Genomic DNA, 19,541 nt, shown 5'->3' with positions numbered 1-19,541 from the left:
CTCCGGGGCTGTTCAGGCGTGCGGGACGACGGCGACGGGGCAGGGCGCGTGGTGCAGTACAGCGTGCGCGACGGAGCCGAGGTGGGTGCCGAGCCGGGTCTCGCGCACCCTGCGGCCCACCACGAGGAGGGCCGCGCCGGCCGAAGCGTGGATCAGCTCGCCGCCCGCCCGCCCTTCGGTGACGGTCTCGGTCACGGCGACCTCGGGGAACTTCTCGCACCAGGGGCGAAGCGTCGTGACCACGGCGCGCTCGTGCTCGGCGAGCAGCTCGGGGCCGTTCTCGGGGGCGAGCCTGTCGATCGCCGCGTAGGCGGGCGGAGGGCTGAAGGCATGGACCACGCGCAGCGGGGTGGCACGGCGCCGGGCGGCGTCGAAGGCGAACTCGATCAGTTCGTCGCAGGGCCGGGCCGTGTCGAGGCCGAGCACGACCTCGCGGTACGGGGTCTCGGGTATCTCGTCGGGGGAGATACCGTCCACCGCCGAGAAGTGCTCGTCGGCGGTGCACTCCCCCGCCCGCACGAGCACCACGGGGCGCGGTGACCTGGCGACCACCCGCTGTGACACCGATCCGGTCAGGAAGCCCGCGACGCCGCTGATCCCGTGGGAGCCGAGGACCAGCAGATCGGCCTCCTCGGCCGCCGCGAGCAGGGCCCCGACCGGTGCGTCGGCGACCGAGTGGGTGATGACCTGCAGGCCGAAGTGTGCGGCGCGCAAGCTGTCCGACGCCTGCGCCAGCATGTCCTCGGCCCAGGATCGCTGCGACATGTCCGCGGGGACGCTCGGGGCCGGCCGCGGCTGCCACTCCCAGGCGTGCACCAGGCGCAGCGCCGTGCCTCGGCGCATGGCTTCCCTGGCCGCCCAGTGCGCGGCGGCCAGGCCTTCGGGAGAACCGTCGATCCCCGCGGCGACGTGTCGAAGCATGGTCCGCACCTCCTGCGTTGATGCCGGTGGATTCCTCTTCTCCCATCGAGCCTGATACCGGGCCGTGCCCGTGCGCAGGGGCCGGGCAGGCCCTTCCGAGGGGCCCTTCGGCCCATGGTGGAAGGGGGGCCGGGAGCAGAGATTGGAGGTGGCAGGGTCGCGCTCCTGGAAGAGGAGCTCGAGGAAGAGGACACGATCATGAACGCTTCCCCCACTTCCAGCATGCTGCGGGCATTGCCCGCCGAGCACGGCGAGCGGCTGATGCACATCGCCCGGGAGGTGTCGTTCCCGCTGGGAACGCGTCTGTTCGAGGAGGGCCGACGAGCGGACCGGTTCTGGATCATCCGTACCGGCACGGTGGCCCTCGACATGCGCGTGCCCGGCCGCCGTGCGGCCGTCATCGAGACCGTCGGGCACAACGAACTCGTCGGCTGGTCCTGGCTGTTCGGACCGCACACCTGGCACCTGGGCGCCGAGGCCACGAGTCCGGTGCGCGCGTACGAGTTCGACGCCGAAGCCGTCCGCGAGATGTGTCAGGCCGATCCGGCGCTGGGCATGGCCGTGAGCCAGTGGGTGGGAGACACGGTCGCCCGACGGCTGCGGTCGGCCAGGACCCGGCTGCTGGACATGTACGCGCCCTACGGCAGCGGAAGCCTCAGTTGACCACGTCGCAATCCACCGAGGAGTCACCGTGCACGGCACCCCGCACATCGTCAGCGACGTGATGACCCACACCGTCGCCGCCATCGGCCGCAAGGCCAACTTCAAGGAGATCGTGCAGTTGATGGAGCAGTGGAAGGTCAGTGCGCTGCCCGTCCTGGAGGGCGAGGGCCGGGTGGTCGGCGTGGTCTCCGAGGCCGATCTGCTCCCCAAGGAGGAGTTCCGCGACACCGATCCGGACCGGTACACGCAGCTGCAGCGACTCTCCGATCTCGCCAAGGCCGGCGCCGTGACCGCCGAGGACCTGATGACGGCCCCGGCCGTCACCGTCCAGGCGAACGCGACTCTCGCGCAGGCCGCACGAACCATGGCGCACGCCAAGGTCAAGCGGCTCCCCGTCGTCGACGAGGTGGGCCTGCTCGAAGGCGTCGTCAGCCGCGGCGACCTTCTGAAGGTGTTCCTGCGGGACGACGAGGACATCGCCGAGGAGGTGCGCCGCGAAGTGGTGTCGTATCTGTTCCGTGCGCCGTTGTCACCGGTGCGGGTACAGGTGCACGACGGGGTCGTCACCCTCACCGGGCGTGTCCGGGACACCTCGTTGGTGCCCGTGGCCGCGCGCCTGGTGCGGGCCGTCGAAGGTGTGGTGGACGTCGAGTTCGAACTGCCGGGGCCGTCCGGGCAGCAGGAGCGGTGACCGGCGGTCGATTCCAGGACCGGTCTCAAGTTGGGCCGGTCGGCCCTAGTGCGTTCGGCCCCGGAGCGTGATGATCGTCGTCACAACCCGCTCGTGGTCCGCAGTCCACCACTGAAACTGAACAAGGGGTCGTCATGGCCGAGGCGCGCACCTTCACGGAACAGAACCCCATCCGGGTCTTCCTGCTGGACGACCACGAGGTGGTGCGCCGCGGTCTGGCCGATCTCCTGGACGCCGAGCCGGACATCTCGGTGGTCGGCGACGCGGGCAGCGTCGAGCACGCGCTGGTGCGCGGGCCGGCGCTGCGGCCGCACGTGGCCGTCCTGGACGTACGTCTGCCGGACGGTGACGGGATCAGCGTCTGCCGGGAGCTGCGCAACCAGATGCCGGAGCTGGCCTGTCTGATGCTGACGTCGTTCGACGACGAGGAGGCCCTGCTCGACGCGATCATGGCCGGAGCCTCGGGGTACGTGCTCAAGCAGATCAAGGGCTCCGACCTGGTCGCGGCGATCCGCACCGTGGCTTCCGGCCAGTCGATGCTGGACCCCACGACGACGGCCCGGCTCATGCGGTCTCTGCGCGCGGACCCCACCGAGGCCCCGGCACTCGCTCCCGAACTCGCCGGCCTCTCGCCCCGCGAGCGCGACATCCTCGCGCTGATCGGGGACGGACTCACCAACCGTGAGATCGGCAAGAAGCTCTACCTGTCCGAGAAGACGGTGAAGAACCACATCTCCCGACTGCTGGCCAAACTAGGCGTCCAGCGCAGGGTCCAGGCGGCTGTCCTGGCCAGCCAGTTGGAGCACCCCGACACCGCCGACCACCAGACTCGCTGACCCCGGGAGTGCCCTTCAGGGGCGCGGTGACCTGCGCGGCCGGCCCCCGTCACCCGCAGCCGACGGACATCGGACGCACAGGTCACCGACAGTCTCAGCCATTCGCAGGACCGGGCCCCGGACCCGCGCTGGGCGCGCCCACCGGTACCCGCCACACCAGCCGCGTGCCACCGCCCTCGGGCCGCTCGCCGAGCGTCAGTACGCCCCCGAGGGCGACGGCCCGCTCCTCCATGTTCTTCAGCCCGCTGCGCCGTACGTCACCCGACACCCCGCAACCGTCGTCCGTCACGGTGAGCGTCAACTCGCCCCCGGCACAGTGGAGTCGGACGTCCACGGCATGCGCTCCGGAGTGCCGGGCCGCGTTGCTCAGCGCTTCACCGAGCACCGCGACGGCGTGGTCGGCGACGTCCCCGGGAACATCGGTCTCGACGAGCCCCTCGATCCGCAGCGCGGGCGCGAACCCGAACGACGTGGTCGCGGCCGTGACCGCCTCGGAAACCCGGCCGCGCAGACCGTTGCCCTCCCGGCCGGCCCCGCCGTGCGTTCGCAGGCCGAAGATCGTGGAACGGATGATCTTGATGGTGTCGTCGAGGTCGTCGACGGTCCGTGTCAGTCGCTCCATGCCCTCGGCATGCTCCATGAAGCGCTGGGCGCTCTGCAGTGTCATGCCGGCCGCGAAGAGCCGCTGGATGGCGAGGTCGTGCAGGTCCCGGGCGATGCGGTCGCGGTCCTGGAGCAGCGCGATCTGTTCCGCGTCCCGCCGTCGCTCGGCCAGCTCCAGCGCCAGTGCGGCCTGGTCGGCGAACCCGAGCAGCGGTCCGGTGTCCGCATCTCCGAAGGGCGCGCCGCCCTGGACCCGCCCGAGGAGCAGCACGCCCCGGGCCTTCCCGCTGGTACCGAGCGGCACCGCCACGACGGGTCCGAGCCCGGCCCACTGGGCTTCGCCCTCGCCCGCGCGGGCATCGTGTGCGATGTCGGCGCTGACCACAGGCTCCGCGGAGCTCAGCGCGGCTCCGACGAAGCCGTCCCGGGCCGACATCACCAGGCCGCCGCGCCGCTCCGCGCCGAGCCCGACGGCCAGCGCGGGCCTCAGCGCCTCCTCACCCGGTACGCCCTCCGCGATCATTCCCATGTCCGCGGAGACGATCTTCCGGGCCTCGTCGACGATGAGCTCCAGCACCTCCGCGCTCGGCGCGCCGGTCAGCAGGACGCTGGTGACCTTCCCGCTGGCCCCCTGCCAGCGTTCGCGGAGCCTGGTCTCCTCGTACAGCCGCGCGTTCTCGATGGCGACGCCGGCGGCCACGGCCAGCGTCGACAGGACGGACTCGTCCTCCGCGTCGAACTCCCGCTCGTCGCGCTTCTCGGTGAGGTACAGGTTCCCGAACACCTCGTCGCGCACCCGGATCGGTACGCCGAGGAAGGAGTGCATCGGCGGGTGGTGGGCGGGGAAGCCGTACGACTCGGGGTGCTCGGAGAGCTCCGGCAGCCTCAGGGGCACCGGGTGCCGGATCAGCTCACCGAGGAGCCCGTGCCCACTGGGCAGCGCCCCGATCTCGGCCCGCCGCTCCTCGTCGATGCCGACGGTGATGAACGCGGACAGCTTCCGGTCGCCGCCGATCACGCCCAGGGCGCCGTACTCGGCGTCCACCAGGACCACCGCGGCCTCGACGATGCTGCGCAGCACCTGGGGCAGGTCCAGCTCCCGTCCGACGGACAGGACGGCCTCCAGCAGGCTGTGCAGGCGGTCCCGAGTGCCGCGGACGGCGTCGATGCGCACCTGCAGTTCGCCCAGCAGTTCGTCGAGGCGAAGCTTGGGCAGATGCTGCTCGGATCCCCCACGCGTGTCCGCGCCCATCGCTTCCTCCGGCCCATCAAGCGGACAAGGCCGCGCACCAGTTCGCCTGCCCTCACGGTACTGCCTGGGAGGTCTCGGCAGCATCACGCACTGCCTCGACGACGGGAATTCCGAACACAGTTCAGGCCATCGGACCGTCGTCGAGTTCCCGTCCGGTCGCATCACGCTTCAGGTCGGCGTGAGGGCACAACCGGAAAGGTTCCGGTTGCGCCCGGTCCCGAAGCGGCACGGGGTTCAATCCGACCGCACTCCGGACACCAGTTCGGTTCCGATGTCCGTGGCCCACGCCTCGATCTGCCCGAAGTCTCGGAAGTCCCCGCCCTTCCCGGAGGAAACGATCTTCCGGGCGACGAATCCGTTGGCCCCTTCCTCCAGGCAGCCCCCGAACGTGACGTGCGCACGGACACCGAGCCGGGTCATGGCCCGCCGCACTCCGGGGACGGGCGGGATGTCCTTCTCCGTGGCCGAGGCGTCGAGCGGACCGCTACTGAAGAACCACAGCGGACGCCCCGCGAGCACACGGCCGTGCCGACGGACGAAGCGGCGAGCGTCCTTGTGCCAGCGCCCCGCGTACAGTCCACCGCCCACGACCACGGCGTCGTACGACTCGACGCCCGTCACCGAGTGAGCGGGCACCGCCTCGGTGGGCACGCCCCCCTTGCGCAGGACTTTTGCGATGGTCTCCGCGATCCGCGCGGTCGATCCGTTCGTCGTCCCATAGGCGACGAGCACCTTGGTCGGCATGGCGGTACCCCTCCTCTCGCCGTGCTTCACAGCTTGCGCAGCCATTCCTCGGTGACACCGTGCAGGGCCGGCTCGTCCGGCCGCAGGTGCGAGTCGTCCAGTCGGTAGGTCAGGCTGTCGACCACCGCGACCACGCCGTCGATCCGGTCGGTCATGGAGACGGCGATCTCCGCCTCGCTCCTGCGCTCCACATGGCCGGTCAGCGTGACGACCCTCTCGTACACGGCGACCTCGACGGTCGAGGGGCTCAACCACAGCGTGCGGACCAGCACCTCGTCGATCACCTGGCGGCGGATCACGTCGTCCGGCTGCAGGAAGACCTGGATCAGATCGCGGCGGGTGACGATGCCGACGACCCGGTCCTCGTCGTCCACCACCGGCAGCCGCTCCACGCGGCTGCGCGCCATGGTCCGGGCGGCCTCGGCGATGGTTTCGTCGGCGTGCACGGTGACCGGTGGCACGGACATCAGCTGTCCGGCGGTACGTGCGTGCCCCTTCGCGGCCTGCCGTCGGGCTCCGCGGGTCAGCCCGGTGAACCGGAAGCGGCGCGGCGTCCCGTAGGGCTCAGGGACGCCCGACTGCCGGACCATGAGGTCGGTCTCGGAGATCACACCGAGGACCTTGTCGTCCTCGTCGATCACCGGCAGCCCGCTGACGCGGTGCTCGGTGAGCAGCCGTGCCACTTCCTTGAAGGGGGTGCCGTACCGGGCCGTGACGACCTTCGTGGCCATCACCGATCCGACCTTGTTCTGCCTCATCTCTGTTCCTCCTCAGCGCAGTCGGCGCAGATAGGGGTCCTGGGCCCGGCGCGGCAGCAGGCGGACGCGCGCGTCGAGCACGGTGACCGCGGCGGGCGTCGCCAGGACGGGGTTGAAGTCGGCCTCGGCGAGCTGCGGCAGGTCGCCCGCCATGCGGGACAGCCGCAGCAGGAGCTGTTCGAGGCCCTGGAGATCGGCCGGCCTACTGCCGTGCGCGCCCAGCAGCAGGGGCGCGCAGCGTGGCGCGGTGATCAGGTCGTGCACGTCGTGGTCGGTCAGCGGGGCGAGGCGGGCGGCGTGGTCGGCCAGCACCTCGGTCGCCGTGCCGCCTAGCCCGAACAGCACCAGGGGGCCGAAGACGTCGTCCTGCGCCACGCCCGCGAACAGCTCGGTGCCGCGCGCCGCCAGCGGCTGGACGACGACTCCGGTCATGAGTCCGGCGAACCGGGTCTCGAAGTCCCTGAAAGCGGCACGTACTTGGGCGTCGCCCTGGAGGTCGAGATGGATCGCGTGCTGTTCGGTCTTGTGGACCAGGCCGGGCCAGTGGGCCTTCATGACCACGCGGCCGTCGGCACCGCGCAACCGTTCGGCGGCGATGACGGCGTCGTCCTCGGTCTCGGCCCAGGCCCACGGGAGTTGCGAGATGCCGTAGCAGGAGAGGAGTTCGGCGCAGGTGCGCGGGTCGAGCCAGCCACCGTCGGGATGTGCGGCGAGGTAGGTCTCGGCGACCGTGTGCGCCGAGGCCGTGTCGACCTCCATCAGCTCCGGGATCGTGCCCGCGGGCCGGTTCAGCCAGGCCGCACGACGGGCGGCGTGCGCCAGGGCACGTGCCGCCGCGACCGGTTCGGCGTACGAGGGGATGGCGCCGCCCTCCCGCGCGGGCAACAGCTTGACCGGCAGGTCCTGCTCCAGGCGTACGACGGCGACGGGCCGTTCCCGCCGTCCGGGACCGTCGGTGACGGCGTGGCCGAGGTCGTCGCCGGTCGCCACGGCGACGGCGGTGGGGACGAGGGCCAGCAGCACGGTGTCGATGCCCGGGTAGCGCAGGAGCCGGTCCACGCAGTCCCTGAGCTGGTCCTCCGTGACGGCCGCCGTGGCGTCGACGGGGTTGCCCACGGCCGCCCCTTCGGGCAGCACGGCGAGCAGGTCGTCGATCAGTTCGGGGGTGGGGGCGGGCAGGGTCAGCCCGGCCTCGGCGCAGGCGTCCGCCGCGAGGACACCCGCACCGCCCGCGTTGGTGACGATCGCCACGCGGGACCCGGCCGGGAGCGGCTGGGCGTGCAACAGGGCGGCGGTTTCGAGGAGTTCGCCCACCGACCGGGTCGCGGTGACGCCCGCCTGGGTGAACAGCGCCTGTCGGGTCATGGTCCGGGTCGCGGCGGCCGCGGTGTGCGAGGCGGCGGCACGGCGACCGGCCTCGGTACGGCCCGCGTCGACCGTCAGTACGGGCATCAGGCGGGTCACGCGCCGGGCGGTGCGGGAGAACGCCCTCGGGTTGCCGAAGGACTCCAGGTGCAGCAGGGCCAGGCCGGTGCGGCCGTCGCTCTCCCACCACTGGAGCATGTCATTGCCGCTGACGTCGTACTTGTCGCCGAGCGACACGAAGGACGAGACACCGATGCCGAGCCGGGACAGCCCGTCGAGCAGGGCGATGCCCACGCCGCCGGACTGTACGGCGACGCCCGCCGTGCCGGAGCGCGCGTGCTCGGCCGCGAAGGTGGCGTCAAGGCGGAGCCTCGGGTCGGTGTTGGAGATGCCGAGGCAGTTGGGGCCGACGAGCCGCATGCCGTAGGTGCGGCACGCGGTCATGAGCGCTTCCGCCTGGTCGGGGTCGAGCCCGGCCGTCACCACGAGCAGCGCCCGTACGCCGGCCTTGCCGCACTCTTCGGCCGTGGCGGGCACGGCGTCCGCGGGTATCGCGAGGACCGCGAGATCGGGGACCTTGGGCAGTGCGCTGACCGACGGGTAGGAGGGCACGCCGAGGATTGAGGAGACGTGAGGGTTCACCGCGAAGAGCCGTCGGGTGAAGCCCCCCGCGTGCAGATGGTGCAGGAGAGCCCGCCCCACCGATCCGGGCCTGCGTCCGGCGCCGACCACGGCGACCGCGTCGGGGCGCAGCAGCGGTTCCAGGCTGGCGACATCGGCGGCCCGGCCACGGGCCTCGACGGCCGCGAGATAGGTGTCGTCCTCGTCGAGCGCGATGGTGCAGCGCACCTCCGGACCCTCGAACCGGCGTCCGGCACGCAGACCCAGGTCGGTGAAGAGCCGCAGCACCTCGTAGTTCTCGCTGAGCGCGTCGGCGGTGAACGTGGTGACGCCGTCCGCACGCGCGGCGGAGACGAGGTGTTCGACCAGGAGGGTGCCGACGCCCCGGTGGTGCAGCCCGTCGGCCACGGCGATGGACATCTCGGCCGTCTCGGGGTCGTCACCGGTCTCGTACTCGGCCAGGCCGATCACCCGGCCCTGCGTCTCGGCGAGCAGTGCCCGGTAGCCGGGGCGGGCCGGCGCCGCGGCCCGGTCGGCGGCCAGGTCGGCGGAGCGGCAGCTCGCGGCGAAGAACCGCAGCCGGAGGTGCTCCGGTGACATCTCCTCGTAGAGCCCTCGCAGCTGCTCGTGGTCGTCAGGCCGCACGGACCGTATGCACACGGTGGTGCCGTCCGCGAGCAAGGCGTGCACGGTGGGGCGGTCGCGCTCGTCGTCCCTCATCTCGGGCCTCCTCAAAACCTCTCGGCCCTTCGAGCATCCAGCGGTGCGAGGCCCCGCCCCAGGGGCTGGTCGGGTGCGCCGCATGGGCCGGTCGGCCCCTGTCTCGTGGTCCGGTCCACGGCGGAGGCTGGACACCCTGGAATCCCGTACACATGGAGGGATGAACCGCCATGACCGAGCCGATCATTGTCGGGGTCGACGCCTCCGCGCCCAGCAGGGCGGCGGCCGAGTGGGCGGCGGGGGACGCGCGGCTGCGCGGACTGCCGTTGCGGGTCGTGCACATCGACGGGGCCGACCCGGCCGGAGGAGTCGCCGGGGCGCTGCTCTCGCTGGGCTCGCGGGCCGCGTGCACCGTTCTCGGGCTGCGCGGCGAGGACGGTGTGCCGGAGCCGGCCGTGGGCTCCGTGGCCCATGAGGTGGCGGCCCGCTCGGACCGGCCGGTGGTGCTGGTGCCGGGCGGTCCGCACCCTGCGAGCGGCGGGCGCCGGACGGAGTGGGTGACGCTGGGCGTCGACGCCCGTGATCCGGTGAGCGGCGCGGTCGTGGACTTCGCGTTCGACGCCGCCCGGCGCCGCGGTGCCCGGCTGCACGCCGTGCACGCCTGGCGGCTGCCCTCCCGCACCGAGCGGTGGATGCCGTACGCACTGCCGGAGGAGGACCGGGGCGCATGGGAGGACCAGGAGGTGCAGCTGCTGTCGGACGCGCTGCGGCCGTGGCGGGAGAAGTATCCGCAGGTGGACGTCTACGAGGACGTCCGCCTGCAGAGCCCGTCGGCCGCCCTGGTCCAGGCGTCGGCCTCGGCGGAGCTCCTGGTGGTCGGCCGCGCGGGCCGGACGCTCGGCCCCACTGTGGGGGACGTGCTGGAGCACACCGAGTGCCCGGTGGCCGTGATTCCGCGCTGATGTGCAAAACCCTACGGTCACCGGTCCGGCAGGCTGAGGGTGCAGGATTCCCCGGGGGCCACGGACACCGTGCGGTCCGCGAGGGCGAGGTCGATCGGGTCCTGGTCGGAAGCCGGCACGGCAATCCTCAACTGGTCCGACGTCAGGCGTAGTTGTACCCCGCGATGGCCGCGGTAGCGGATCCCGAAGCCGTACTCGGAGAACTCCGGCAGCGGCACCGGATCGAGTCGCAGCACGCCGCCCCGGGTCTCCAGACCGGTCAGGCAGCGCTGGACCAGATCGAGGGTGCCCGCCATGGCGCCGAGGTGGATGCCCTCCCCCGTGGTGCCGCCCTGCAGATCGGCGATGTCCCCGGCCAGGGCCTCGTGCACAAACGTCCACGCCTCCGCGCGCCGGGCCCGCGCCAGCACCCACCCGTGCACCACGCTGCTCAGCGTCGAGCCGTGGCTCGTGCGCCGCAGGTAGTGGTCGACGGTGCGCCGCCAGACGGCGTCGTCCACCTCGTGCCCCAGCCTGCGGAACAGCCCGCGGAGCTCGGCGGGCGAGAAGAGGTAGCCCAGCATCAGGACGTCCGCCTGCTTGGACGCCTGATAGCGGTTGACGCTGTCGCCCTCGGCCTCCAGGATCCGGTCGAGCCGCCGGATGTCGCCGTACCGTGCCCGGTAACCGTCCCAGTCCAGCTCCTCCAGTGCGCCGTAGCCCTCGAACTGGCTGATCACCCCGGCGTGAAAGGGCACGTACAGCTTCCGGGAGACCGCCTGCCAGTTCTCGAGTTCGGCCGCGTCGAGGCCGGTGCGCTCGCAGAGGTCCCGGCGCGGCAGGTCGGGCAGGTCGTAAAGGACGTCGAGGGTGCGGGCGATCACCCAGGCCGCGGTGACGTTGGTGTAGGCGTTGTCGTCGAGTCCCGGCCGCTCGGCGCCGGGGTAGGCGTCGTGGTACTCGTCGGGGCCGACGACGCCACGGATCCGGTACCGGGCGAGCGTCTCGTCGTACACCGCGAGGCCGGCCCAGAAGCGGGCGATCTGCACAAGCATCTCGATGCCCTTGGTGTGCAGGAACTCGGTGTCGCCGCTCGCCTCGCAGTACTGCCACACGTTGTACGCGATCGCCGAGCCGACGTGGTGCTGGAGCCGTGAGTGGTCGGGCAGCCAGCGCCCGGAGCGCGGGTTGAGGTGCAGTTGCTGGGTCTCCTCCCGGCCGTCGCTGCCGCTCTGCCACGGGTACATCGCACCGGCGTGCCCGGCGTCGAGCGCGGCCCGGCAGGCCTGTTCGAGGCGGCGGTGGCGGTAGGTGAGCAGGGCGCGGGAGACCTCGGGGAAGTGCAGGTTGAGGTACGGCAGGACGAACAGCTCGTCCCAGAAGACGTGTCCGCGGTAGGCCTCGCCGTGCAGCCCGCGCGCAGGGACGCCGACATCCAGTTCCGCGGTGTGCGGGGAGAGCGTCTGGAGCAGGTGGAAGAGGTGCAGCCGCAGTACCGGGCCCGCGCTGTTCGGCACGTCCAGCTCGGCATTGCGCCACAGCTGTTGCCAGGCCGTGCGGTGGGAGTCCAGCAGGGTCGCGAAGTCCGGAGCGCGGCCGACCCGGTCGAGGGCGGCGTGCGCCGGGTCCTTGCTGGCCGGGTCGTGGGAGGTGTGCAGGGCGACCGTCTTGTCCACGCATACCGTCCGGCCGTCGGCCAGGGAGATCCGCTGCAGTTGAGCGGCCCGCGCGTGCTCGTGTGCGTCCACGGTCCGGGCGGGTACGTCGGCGGCCGTGCGGGCCGCCAGGCCGATCCAGATGTCGGAGGCGCTGGTCCGGCACTCCAGCCAGATCGTGTCCGGCGCCGCGGTGCCGGTCCGGACGTCCGTGAGGTGCCGGGAGGCGAGGGAGCGGTAGCGCTCTACACCGGTGTTGGCGACCGTCCCGTCGAGCGCCGTCTCGACCTCGATCTCCCCGGACCAGCCCTGGGCCGTCAGCTCCGTGCGCAGCAGGGCCAGATGAGGGTCGGCCATGTGAACCAGCCGCACCTGCCGTACGGAGAGGAACCGGCCCTGCTCGTCCTCGTAGCGCAGCGTGCGTTCCAGCGTGCCCGCGCGCAGGTCCAGGGTCTGGCGGTGGTCGAGGACCTTGTGGGTGTCGGGCGTCAGCCAGCTCCCGGAGGCGGTGCGCACGCGCAGTGGCAGCCAGTTGGGGAGGTTGACCATGTCCTCGTTCTCGACCCGGTGTCCAGCCACGTCCGAGGTGAGGCGGTTGTAGCAGCCCGCCGCGTATGTGCCCGGGTAGTGGACGGGGTCCGCCGCGCACTCGGGAGCCGCGCCCCGGGTGGCGAAGTAGCCGTTTCCGAGGGTGCACAGCGCCTCACGCAGCCGCTCCTGCGCGGGCTCGTAACCTTCGTACGCCCAGGTCCAGTCGGGCATCGTCAGCCCTCCTTCTGAGTGAGCAGCTCCGCGAGGTCGTCGACCACCAGGTCCGCGCCGTGCTCCAGGAGGGCGGCCCGGGTGGCCGGGGTGCGGGCGCGGTCGACGCCCAGGACGAGACCGAATCCGCCGCGTCGCCCCGCCTCGACTCCGGCGAGGGCGTCCTCGACGACGGCGGCGTGTTCGGCGGGAACCCCGAGGCGGCGGGTCGCCTCCAGGAAGAGAGCGGGGTCGGGCTTGCCGGGCAGACCGAGCCGGGCCGCCTCCCCTCCATCCACCAAAACGTCGAAGAGGCCACGTACTCCCGCCTGTTCGAGGAGTTCGCCCGCGTGCCGGGAGGCGGAGGCGGCGGCCAACGGGATCCCGGCGGACCGCAGGGCACGCAGCAGGCGGACCGTGCCCGGGTAGGCGTCGACGCCCCCACCACGCAGCCGCTCGGTGAACAGCCGCTCCTTGTCGGCGGCGACGGCGCGGACCTCGGCATCGGAGGGCCGCAGTCCCCGGGCTTCGAGGAAGGCCGTGGCGCCGTCGAGGCGCGACTTGCCGTCGACGTAACGCAGATAGTCCTCGCGCGGGTCGAAGGGGCGCTCGCCGCGTGGGCTCAGAAAGGCGTCGAAGGCCGTCTTCCACGCGGCGGCGTGCAGCCGCGCGGAGTCCGTGATGACGCCGTCGGTGTCGAGGACCACGGCCCGTACCCCCCGCAGCGCGGGGGGTACGCGGACCGTGCCGCTCCGCTCCGAGTTCATCGGTCGTCGGCCACCAGTGCGGTGAGGTCGAGGAGTCGGTTGGTGTAGCCCCACTCGTTGTCGTACCAGCCGAAGACCTTCACCAGGGTGCCGTTGGCCTGGGTCAGGGCCGGGTCGAAGACGCAGGAGGAGGGATCGCCGATGACGTCCCGGGAGACGATCGGCGCCTTCGAGACGCGGAGGATGCCGTTCAGCGGTCCCTCCGACGCCTCGACGAAGGCGGTGTTGATCTCCTCTGCCGTCGCCGCCGTCCGCAGCACCACCGCGAGGTCGGTGAGCGAGCCGTCCTCGACGGGCACGCGCACCGCGATGCCGTCCAGGGCGCCGGCCAGTTCCGGTACCACCAGCCCGACCGCGCGGGCGGCTCCCGTGCTGGTCGGGATGATGCTGAGGGCCGCCGACCTGGCCCGGCGCAGGTCCTTGTGCGGGCCGTCCAGCAGGGACTGGTCGTTGGTGTAGCCGTGGATGGTGGTCATCACGCCGCGCTCGATGCCGAAGGCCTCGTGGAGCACCTTGACCATGGGCGCGACGCAGTTGGTGGTGCAGGAGGCGGCGGACACGATCCGGTCGTTGTGCGGGTCGTAGGTGTCGTCGTTGACCCCCATCACGATGGTGGCGTCCGCGTTCTTGCCGGGCGCCGAGAGCAGCACCGTGTGGGCGCCGCCCTTCAGGTGCAGGGCGGCGGCGTCGCGGTCACGGAAGCGGCCGGTGGACTCGATGACGACGTCGGCGCCGTAGTCGGACCACTGGAGGGCCGCCGGGTCGCGCTCGGCGGAGACGGAGATGCGCCGGCCGTCGACGGTGATCGAGCTGTCGTCGTGCAGAACCTCCCGCCCGATGTGTCCGAACGTCGAGTCGTACTCCAGCAGGTGGGCCAGGGTGGCGGGCGGCGCGATGTCGTTGACGGCGACCACCTCGACGTCCTGGCTGCCCGCCTCCGCGCGGTCGAGTGCCGCACGCAGATATGTGCGGCCGATGCGGCCGAAGCCGTTGATGCCGACGCGTACGGTCATGGTGCTGGACTCCTTTGCGGAGTGAGGGATTTCGTCCGGTGTGGGGTGGGTGATCAGCCGGTCCAGGTCCAGTCGGCAACCTCGGGCAGGTCGGTGCCGTGTTCGCGGATCCAGGCGTGGTGGCGGGTGCGGGCGTCGGCCATCTGCTGGCGGACGGCGGCGGCGCGCACGCCGAGGCCGGGGACACGGTCGATCACGTCCATGACGAGGCGGTAGCGGTCCATGTCGTTGCGGACGACCATGTCGAACGGGGTCGTGGTGGTGCCCATCTCCTTGTAGCCGCGTACGTGGAGGTTGGCGTGGCCCGCGCGGCGGTAGGCGAGCCGGTGGATCAGCCAGGGGTAGCCGTGGTAGGCGAAGATCACCGGTTTGTCGGTGGTGAACAGGCCGTCGTACTCGAAGTCGCGCATCCCGTGCGGGTGTTCATCGCGCGGCAGCAGCCGGGTCATGTCGACGACGTTGACGACGCGGACGACGAGCCCGGGCAGATGGCGCCGGAGCAGGTCGGAGGCGGCCAGGATCTCCTGGGTGGGGACGTCACCCGCGCAGGCGAGGACGACGTCCGGTTCACGGTCCCCGTTCGCCGAGCCCGCCCACTCCCAGATCCCGGCGCCGCGGGCGCAGTGGTCGCGGGCCTGGTCCATGGAGAGCCAGTCGAAGCAGGGCTGTTTGCCCGCGACGACGACGTTGACGTAGTCGCGGCTGCGCAGCACGTGGTCAGCCACCGACAGCAGGGTGTTGGCGTCCGGCGGCAGATAGACCCGCACGACCTCGGGGCTCTTGTTGAGGACGTGGTCGACGAAGCCGGGGTCCTGGTGCGAGAAGCCGTTGTGGTCCTGACGCCAGACGTGCGAGGTGAGCAGGTAGTTGAGGGACGCGATCGGGGCCCGCCACGCCAGCTCCCTCGACGTCTTGAGCCACTTGATGTGCTGGTTGACCATCGAGTCGACGATGTGCACGAACGCCTCGTAGCAGGAGAACAGCCCGTGCCGGCCGGTCAGCGTGTAGCCCTCCAGCCAGCCCTGGCAGAGGTGTTCGGAGAGGATCTCCATGACCCGGCCGTGCCGGTCCAGGTGCTCGTCCACCTGGAGGGTCTGCGCCTGCCAGGCCTTGCCGCTGGCGCCGAGGACAGCTCCCAGCCGGTTGGAGGCGGTCTCGTCGGGGCCCACCAGCCGGAAGTCCCGGCGGTGGGAGGTGTCCTTCATGACCTGTTCGAGGAGGTCGCCGAGGACCCGGGTGGGCTCGTGCAGGGTGGCGCCCGGTTTGTCGACGGGGACGGCGTAGCGGTCGAGGGAGGGGATGGGCAGATCACGGACGAGCAGGCCGCCATTGGCGTGCGGCGTCGCGCCCAGTCGCTTCGAGCCGTCGGGCACGCAGGCGAGGACGTCGGCGACGGGGCGTCCCTCGGCGTCGAAGAGTTCCTCGGGACGGTACGAGCGCAGCCAGGTCTCCAACTGCCGCAGGTGTTCCGGGTTTTCGCGGACCGCGGCCAGCGGCACCTGGTGGGCGCGCCAGGTGCCCTCGACGGGCACGCCGTCGACCTCCGCCGGTCCCGTCCAGCCCTTCGGGGTGCGCAGCACGATCATGGGCCAGCGCACCCGCTCGGCCACGCCGTCCTCGCGGGCGGTGCGCTGCATCAGCGCGATGTGGTCCAGGGCCCGGTCGAAGGCGTCCGCCATCGCGCGGTGTACCTCGTGCGGGTCGTCGCCGGCGACGTGGATCGGGTCGTGGCCGTAGCCGCGCAGCAGGTCGTCGAGTTCGGCCTCCGGGATCCGGGACAGGACGGTCGGGTTGGCGATCTTGTAGCCGTTGAGGTGCAGGATCGGCAGCACGGCGCCGTCGTGGACCGGGTCGAGGAACTTGTTGGAGTGCCAGGACGCGGCCAGCGGCCCCGTCTCCGCCTCGCCGTCACCGATGACGCAGGCGACCAGCAGGTCCGGGTTGTCGAAGGCGGCCCCGTAGGCGTGTGCCAGCGAGTAGCCGAGCTCACCGCCCTCGTGGATCGAGCCCGGGGTCTCGGGCGCGACATGGCTGGGCACCCCGCCGGGGAACGAGAACTGCCTGAACAGCCGCTCCATACCGGCCGCGTCCCGCGAGACGCTCGGATACGTCTCGCTGTAGGTCCCCTCCAGCCAGGAGTTGGCGAGGACCGCGGGCCCGCCGTGTCCGGGCCCCCACACGCACAGCGCGTCCAGACCACGGGCCTTGATCACCCGGTTGAGGTGCGTGTGCACCAGGTTGAGGCCGGGTGAGGTCCCCCAGTGGCCGAGCAGCCGCGGCTTGATGTGCGCGGGGGTCAGGGGCTCGGTCAGCAGCGGGTTGGCGAGCAGGTAGATCTGGCCCACGGCAAGGTAGTTGGCGGCTCGCCAGTGGGCGTCCAGGGTGCGCAGTTCCTCGTCGGTAAGTACGGTGCTGTCCTGGTGTTCGACCTTGTGCGGTTCGACCTTGGGCATGGTGACTCCGTAAGTCATCGAGGTGCGTCACGAGGCGTGTCGCGGGGCGTGTCGCAGGGTGTGGCATCGGTGTGCGTGATCGAGCGGAGGAGGCGGCATGGCCGGCGAGAAGACGGCGAAGGTGCCGGTTGCGGCGTACGAGCGGGAGCTGCTGCGCCTGCAGACGGAGCTGGTGAAGCTTCAGGAGTGGGTGCGCACGGAGGGCGCCCGGCTCGTGGTGGTCTTCGAGGGCCGGGACGCGGCGGGCAAGGGCGGCACGATCAAGCGGGTGTCGGAGCTTCTCAACCCGCGCGTCGCACGAACCGTGGCGCTGCCCAAGCCGACCGAGCGCCAGCGCACCCAGTGGTACTTCCAGCGGTATGTCGAGCATCTGCCCGCCGCCGGGGAGATCGTGCTGTTCGACCGGAGCTGGTACAACCGCGCCGGCGTCGAGCAGGTCATGGGCTTCTGCACGAAGGAGGAGCACCAGCTCTTTCTTCGACAGTGCCCGATCTTCGAACGGATGCTGGTCGAGGAGGGGATCCTGCTGCGCAAGTACTGGTTCTCGGTGAGCGACGCGGAGCAGCAGAAGCGGTTCCGGCGCCGGCTGAAGGATCCGACGCGGCGCTGGAAGCTGTCCCCGATGGACCTGGAGTCGATCACCCGCTGGGAGGCGTACTCCCGGGCGAAGGACGAGATGCTGGTGCACACGGACGTCTCGGAGGCTCCGTGGTACATCGTGGAGAGCGACGACAAGCGCCGGGCCCGCCTGAACATGATCGCCCACCTGCTCGGCTCCGTTCCTTACCACGAGGTGAAGCCACCGGTTCTCGAACTGCCGCCCCGGCCGCCGTCGACGGGCTATGTGCGCCCGCCGCGCGATCTGCAGACGTACGTCCCCGACCACGCGGCGACCCTCTGAGTCGCTCATCCCCGTTGCGGTACGACGGCGACCGGGCAGGCTGAGTGGTGCAGGAGCGTGTGGGCGACCCGGCCGAGCTGGAGTCCGGCGAGTCCGTGGTGGCGCCGGACTCCGACGACCAGCAGGTCGGCGTCGTCCGAGGCGTCCAGCAGGATCCGGCGAGCGCTGCCCTCGGCGGTCCTGCGGCGCAGGGCCACAGCCGGATGCTCGGCCGCGGCCTTGCTCAGGGCCGAGTCCAGGATCTCCGCGGCCCGCTGCTCGCGCAAGCGGGCCGGTTCGCCCGCGAGCAGGGGGTGGTCGGTGCTCTCGTACGTCGGGCAACGCCAGACCCGTACGGCGTCCAGGGCGGCCTTGCGGGTCTCGGCTTCCTCGAAGGCGAACCGTGTGACCTCCGCGGCGTGCGGCCCCTCCCCGACTCCGAGAACCACGCGCCGGTGCGTCCCGGCCCTTGCCTGGTTGTCCTGGTCGCCGCGCAGCACGATCACCGGGCACGCGGCGCGGCCGGCGACCTTGAGGCCGACCGAACCGAGCAGCAGTTCGGCGAGGCCGCCACGTCCGCGCGACCCGACGACCAGCGCGACGGCGGTGTGCGCCTCGTTCAGCAGCACGCTCGCCGCGTCGTCGGGCAGGATGTCGGTGCTGACCTTCAACTCGGGGGCCCGGCGGTGGGCCCGTCGCGCGGCGGCCTCGACGATGTTGTCGGCCATCACCTGCTCCGAGGGCCTGTCGACGCCCTCGGCGAGCGCGGCGCCCTCGTAGCGCTCCCAGAGCGAGGCGTACACCAGGCGCAGCGGTACGCCGCGCAGCGCGGCCTCGTCCGTCGCCCAGTCCACGGCGCGCAGGCTGGACTCCGAGCCGTCGACACCCACGACCAGGGGCAGCTCCACCGTCCTCACCGTCCTTCACCGACGTCTTCACCGAAGTCGAAGACGATCCGGGCCTTGACCTGACCGCGCAGCACGGCGTCGATGGACTCATTGACGGAGACGAGGGGCCGGGACTCACGGATGACCCGGGTGCGGCCCGCCGCGTGCAGCTCGAAGACCTCGGCCAGGTCCTGCCGGGTGCCCACGATCGAGCCGATCACCGACGTGCCGTTCAGTACGGTGTCGAAGATCGGGACCTGGATGGTCCCGTGCGCGGGCAGTGCCACCATCACGAGCTTCCCGCCGCGCCGGAGTCCTCCGTACACGGCGGCGAACGCGGCCTCGTTCACCGCGAGCGCGATCGCCGCGTGCGCGCCGCCGAACCGCTTGAGCACTTCGGCCGGGTCGTGTGTGCGGGCGTCGATGACGAGGTCGGCGCCGAGTTCCGAGGCGAGTTCGAGCTTCTCGTCGGTGACGTCGATCGCCGCCACCGTCGCCCCGGCGATCTTCGCGTACTGGACCGCCAGATGGCCCAGTCCGCCGATGCCCGAGATGGCGACCAGCTGGGCGGGGCCGGCACCGGCGACCTTGAGGGCCTTGTACGTCGTGACCCCGGCGCAGGTGAGCGGGGCGGCGTCGAGCGGCGAGATCCCGTCGGGCACCGGCTGGGCGAAGTCGGCCCGGGCAAGCATCTTCTCGGCGTAGCCGCCGTCGCACCCGTATCCGGTGTTGACCTGCTGCTCGCAGAGCGTCTCCCAGCCGGACAGGCAGTGCTCGCACCGTCCGCAGGCCGAGCCGAGCCAGGGCACCGCGACGCGCTGCCCGAGCGCGAGGTGCGTGACGCCGTCGCCCAGGGCCTCGACCACCCCGACGCCCTCGTGACCGGGGACGAAGGGCGGGTTCGGCTTCACCGGCCAGTCGCCGTGCGCGGCGTGGATGTCGGTGTGGCACAGCCCGGAGGCCTCCACCCTGACGCGGACCTGGCCGGGGCCGGGCTCGGGATCGGGGCGCTCCTCTATGACCAGGGGTTCGCCGAACGCTCGTACGACTGCCGCTTTCATGGGGGTCTCTCCTCGGATGGTGAGGCGTC

16 protein-coding genes are annotated in these 19,541 nt (G+C 71.7%); 5 read left to right on the top strand and 11 right to left on the bottom strand.

Annotation, left to right across the window (positions count from 1 at the left end; all coding sequences use genetic code 11):
* Positions 1 to 12: 12 nt before the first annotated feature.
* On the bottom strand, positions 13 to 921 hold the full coding sequence (locus ACFVWD_RS26610) for a universal stress protein (protein ID WP_389599588.1): 909 nt from the start codon (positions 919 to 921) through the stop codon (positions 13 to 15).
* Between the two features lie 198 nt (positions 922 to 1,119).
* On the opposite strand from ACFVWD_RS26610, the gene ACFVWD_RS26605 reads away from it, so the two are divergent.
* From ACFVWD_RS26605 to ACFVWD_RS26595, 3 genes are all read left to right on the top strand, one after another.
* Positions 1,120 to 1,584, top strand: a complete 465-nt coding sequence (locus ACFVWD_RS26605) for a Crp/Fnr family transcriptional regulator (RefSeq protein ID WP_168514907.1) — start codon at positions 1,120 to 1,122, stop codon at positions 1,582 to 1,584.
* A gap of 28 nt (positions 1,585 to 1,612) precedes the next feature.
* On the top strand, positions 1,613 to 2,275 hold the full coding sequence (locus ACFVWD_RS26600) for a CBS domain-containing protein (RefSeq protein ID WP_389599586.1): 663 nt from the start codon (positions 1,613 to 1,615) through the stop codon (positions 2,273 to 2,275).
* A 134-nt stretch (positions 2,276 to 2,409) separates the two neighbouring features.
* The gene (locus ACFVWD_RS26595; RefSeq protein ID WP_389599584.1) at positions 2,410 to 3,111 is read left to right on the top strand and encodes a response regulator; all 702 of its coding nucleotides are present in this window, start codon (positions 2,410 to 2,412) and stop codon (positions 3,109 to 3,111) included.
* Between the two features lie 94 nt (positions 3,112 to 3,205).
* On the opposite strand, the gene ACFVWD_RS26590 is transcribed toward ACFVWD_RS26595, so the two are convergent.
* The 4 genes from ACFVWD_RS26590 to ACFVWD_RS26575 form a co-directional block, all read right to left on the bottom strand.
* A complete protein-coding gene (locus ACFVWD_RS26590; protein ID WP_389599583.1) occupies positions 3,206 to 4,966 on the bottom strand; it encodes a GAF domain-containing protein in 1,761 nt (586 codons plus the stop codon).
* A 234-nt stretch (positions 4,967 to 5,200) separates the two neighbouring features.
* Positions 5,201 to 5,710 (bottom strand): flavodoxin domain-containing protein, encoded by a 510-nt coding sequence (locus tag ACFVWD_RS26585; protein WP_389599581.1) that lies wholly within the window; start codon positions 5,708 to 5,710, stop codon positions 5,201 to 5,203.
* Positions 5,711 to 5,736: 26 nt separating this feature from the next.
* Positions 5,737 to 6,468 carry a CBS domain-containing protein gene (locus ACFVWD_RS26580; RefSeq protein ID WP_389599579.1) on the bottom strand — a complete coding sequence of 244 codons (732 nt, stop codon included), beginning with the start codon at positions 6,466 to 6,468 and terminating at the stop codon, positions 5,737 to 5,739.
* Positions 6,469 to 6,480: 12 nt separating this feature from the next.
* Entirely contained in the window at positions 6,481 to 9,174 is a 2,694-nt protein-coding gene (locus ACFVWD_RS26575; RefSeq protein ID WP_389599578.1) for a GNAT family N-acetyltransferase, read from the bottom strand.
* A 170-nt stretch (positions 9,175 to 9,344) separates the two neighbouring features.
* Between ACFVWD_RS26575 and ACFVWD_RS26570 the strand changes: the two genes are divergently transcribed.
* Positions 9,345 to 10,076, top strand: a complete 732-nt coding sequence (locus ACFVWD_RS26570; RefSeq protein ID WP_389599576.1) for a universal stress protein — start codon at positions 9,345 to 9,347, stop codon at positions 10,074 to 10,076.
* Between the two features lie 17 nt (positions 10,077 to 10,093).
* Here the strand turns inward: ACFVWD_RS26570 and ACFVWD_RS26565 are convergent, their stop codons facing one another.
* From ACFVWD_RS26565 to ACFVWD_RS26550, 4 genes are read right to left on the bottom strand one after another with little or no spacing between them, the layout of a single operon-like run.
* Entirely contained in the window at positions 10,094 to 12,472 is a 2,379-nt protein-coding gene (locus ACFVWD_RS26565; protein WP_389599575.1) for a glycoside hydrolase family 65 protein, read from the bottom strand.
* 2 nt (positions 12,473 to 12,474) lie between these two features.
* On the bottom strand, positions 12,475 to 13,218 hold the full coding sequence (locus ACFVWD_RS26560) for an HAD family hydrolase (protein ID WP_389599574.1): 744 nt from the start codon (positions 13,216 to 13,218) through the stop codon (positions 12,475 to 12,477).
* A complete protein-coding gene (gene gap, locus ACFVWD_RS26555; protein WP_389599572.1) occupies positions 13,215 to 14,231 on the bottom strand; it encodes a type I glyceraldehyde-3-phosphate dehydrogenase in 1,017 nt (338 codons plus the stop codon). The genes ACFVWD_RS26560 and gap overlap by 4 nt, the downstream gene beginning before the upstream one ends.
* 53 nt (positions 14,232 to 14,284) lie before the next feature.
* Entirely contained in the window at positions 14,285 to 16,684 is a 2,400-nt protein-coding gene (locus ACFVWD_RS26550) for a phosphoketolase (protein ID WP_389599571.1), read from the bottom strand.
* A 97-nt stretch (positions 16,685 to 16,781) separates the two neighbouring features.
* Between ACFVWD_RS26550 and ppk2 the strand changes: the two genes are divergently transcribed.
* Positions 16,782 to 17,585, top strand: coding sequence for a polyphosphate kinase 2 (gene ppk2 / locus ACFVWD_RS26545; RefSeq protein ID WP_143629847.1), 804 nt, complete (start codon positions 16,782 to 16,784; stop codon positions 17,583 to 17,585).
* Positions 17,586 to 17,590: 5 nt separating this feature from the next.
* Here the strand turns inward: ppk2 and ACFVWD_RS26540 are convergent, their stop codons facing one another.
* Both ACFVWD_RS26540 and ACFVWD_RS26535 read right to left on the bottom strand, forming a co-directional pair.
* Entirely contained in the window at positions 17,591 to 18,472 is an 882-nt protein-coding gene (locus ACFVWD_RS26540) for a universal stress protein (RefSeq protein ID WP_389599569.1), read from the bottom strand.
* 5 nt (positions 18,473 to 18,477) lie between these two features.
* The gene (locus ACFVWD_RS26535) at positions 18,478 to 19,512 is read right to left on the bottom strand and encodes a zinc-dependent alcohol dehydrogenase (RefSeq protein ID WP_389599568.1); all 1,035 of its coding nucleotides are present in this window, start codon (positions 19,510 to 19,512) and stop codon (positions 18,478 to 18,480) included.
* Positions 19,513 to 19,541: the final 29 nt, after the last annotated feature.

Source organism: Streptomyces sp. NPDC058086, from assembly GCF_042885015.1.
Classification (GTDB): Bacteria; Actinomycetota; Actinomycetes; order Streptomycetales; family Streptomycetaceae; genus Streptomyces.
This window is presented reverse-complemented; position numbering and strand designations above follow the sequence as displayed.

Excerpts from the sequence above, each read along its gene's own strand:
- ACFVWD_RS26610 (WP_389599588.1), bottom strand. The coding sequence starts at position 921 with ATGCTTCGACACGTCGCCGCGGGGATCGACGGTTCTCCCGAAGGCCTG.
- ACFVWD_RS26605 (WP_168514907.1), top strand. The coding sequence starts at position 1,120 with ATGAACGCTTCCCCCACTTCCAGCATGCTGCGGGCATTGCCCGCCGAG.
- ACFVWD_RS26595 (WP_389599584.1), top strand. The coding sequence starts at position 2,410 with ATGGCCGAGGCGCGCACCTTCACGGAACAGAACCCCATCCGGGTCTTC.
- ACFVWD_RS26590 (WP_389599583.1), bottom strand. The coding sequence starts at position 4,966 with ATGGGCGCGGACACGCGTGGGGGATCCGAGCAGCATCTGCCCAAGCTT.
- ACFVWD_RS26585 (WP_389599581.1), bottom strand. The coding sequence starts at position 5,710 with ATGCCGACCAAGGTGCTCGTCGCCTATGGGACGACGAACGGATCGACC.
- ACFVWD_RS26580 (WP_389599579.1), bottom strand. The coding sequence starts at position 6,468 with ATGAGGCAGAACAAGGTCGGATCGGTGATGGCCACGAAGGTCGTCACG.
- ACFVWD_RS26575 (WP_389599578.1), bottom strand. The coding sequence starts at position 9,174 with ATGAGGGACGACGAGCGCGACCGCCCCACCGTGCACGCCTTGCTCGCG.
- ACFVWD_RS26570 (WP_389599576.1), top strand. The coding sequence starts at position 9,345 with ATGACCGAGCCGATCATTGTCGGGGTCGACGCCTCCGCGCCCAGCAGG.
- ACFVWD_RS26565 (WP_389599575.1), bottom strand. The coding sequence starts at position 12,472 with ATGCCCGACTGGACCTGGGCGTACGAAGGTTACGAGCCCGCGCAGGAG.
- ACFVWD_RS26560 (WP_389599574.1), bottom strand. The coding sequence starts at position 13,218 with ATGAACTCGGAGCGGAGCGGCACGGTCCGCGTACCCCCCGCGCTGCGG.
- gap (WP_389599572.1), bottom strand. The coding sequence starts at position 14,231 with ATGACCGTACGCGTCGGCATCAACGGCTTCGGCCGCATCGGCCGCACA.
- ACFVWD_RS26550 (WP_389599571.1), bottom strand. The coding sequence starts at position 16,684 with ATGCCCAAGGTCGAACCGCACAAGGTCGAACACCAGGACAGCACCGTA.
- ppk2 (WP_143629847.1), top strand. The coding sequence starts at position 16,782 with ATGGCCGGCGAGAAGACGGCGAAGGTGCCGGTTGCGGCGTACGAGCGG.
- ACFVWD_RS26535 (WP_389599568.1), bottom strand. The coding sequence starts at position 19,512 with ATGAAAGCGGCAGTCGTACGAGCGTTCGGCGAACCCCTGGTCATAGAG.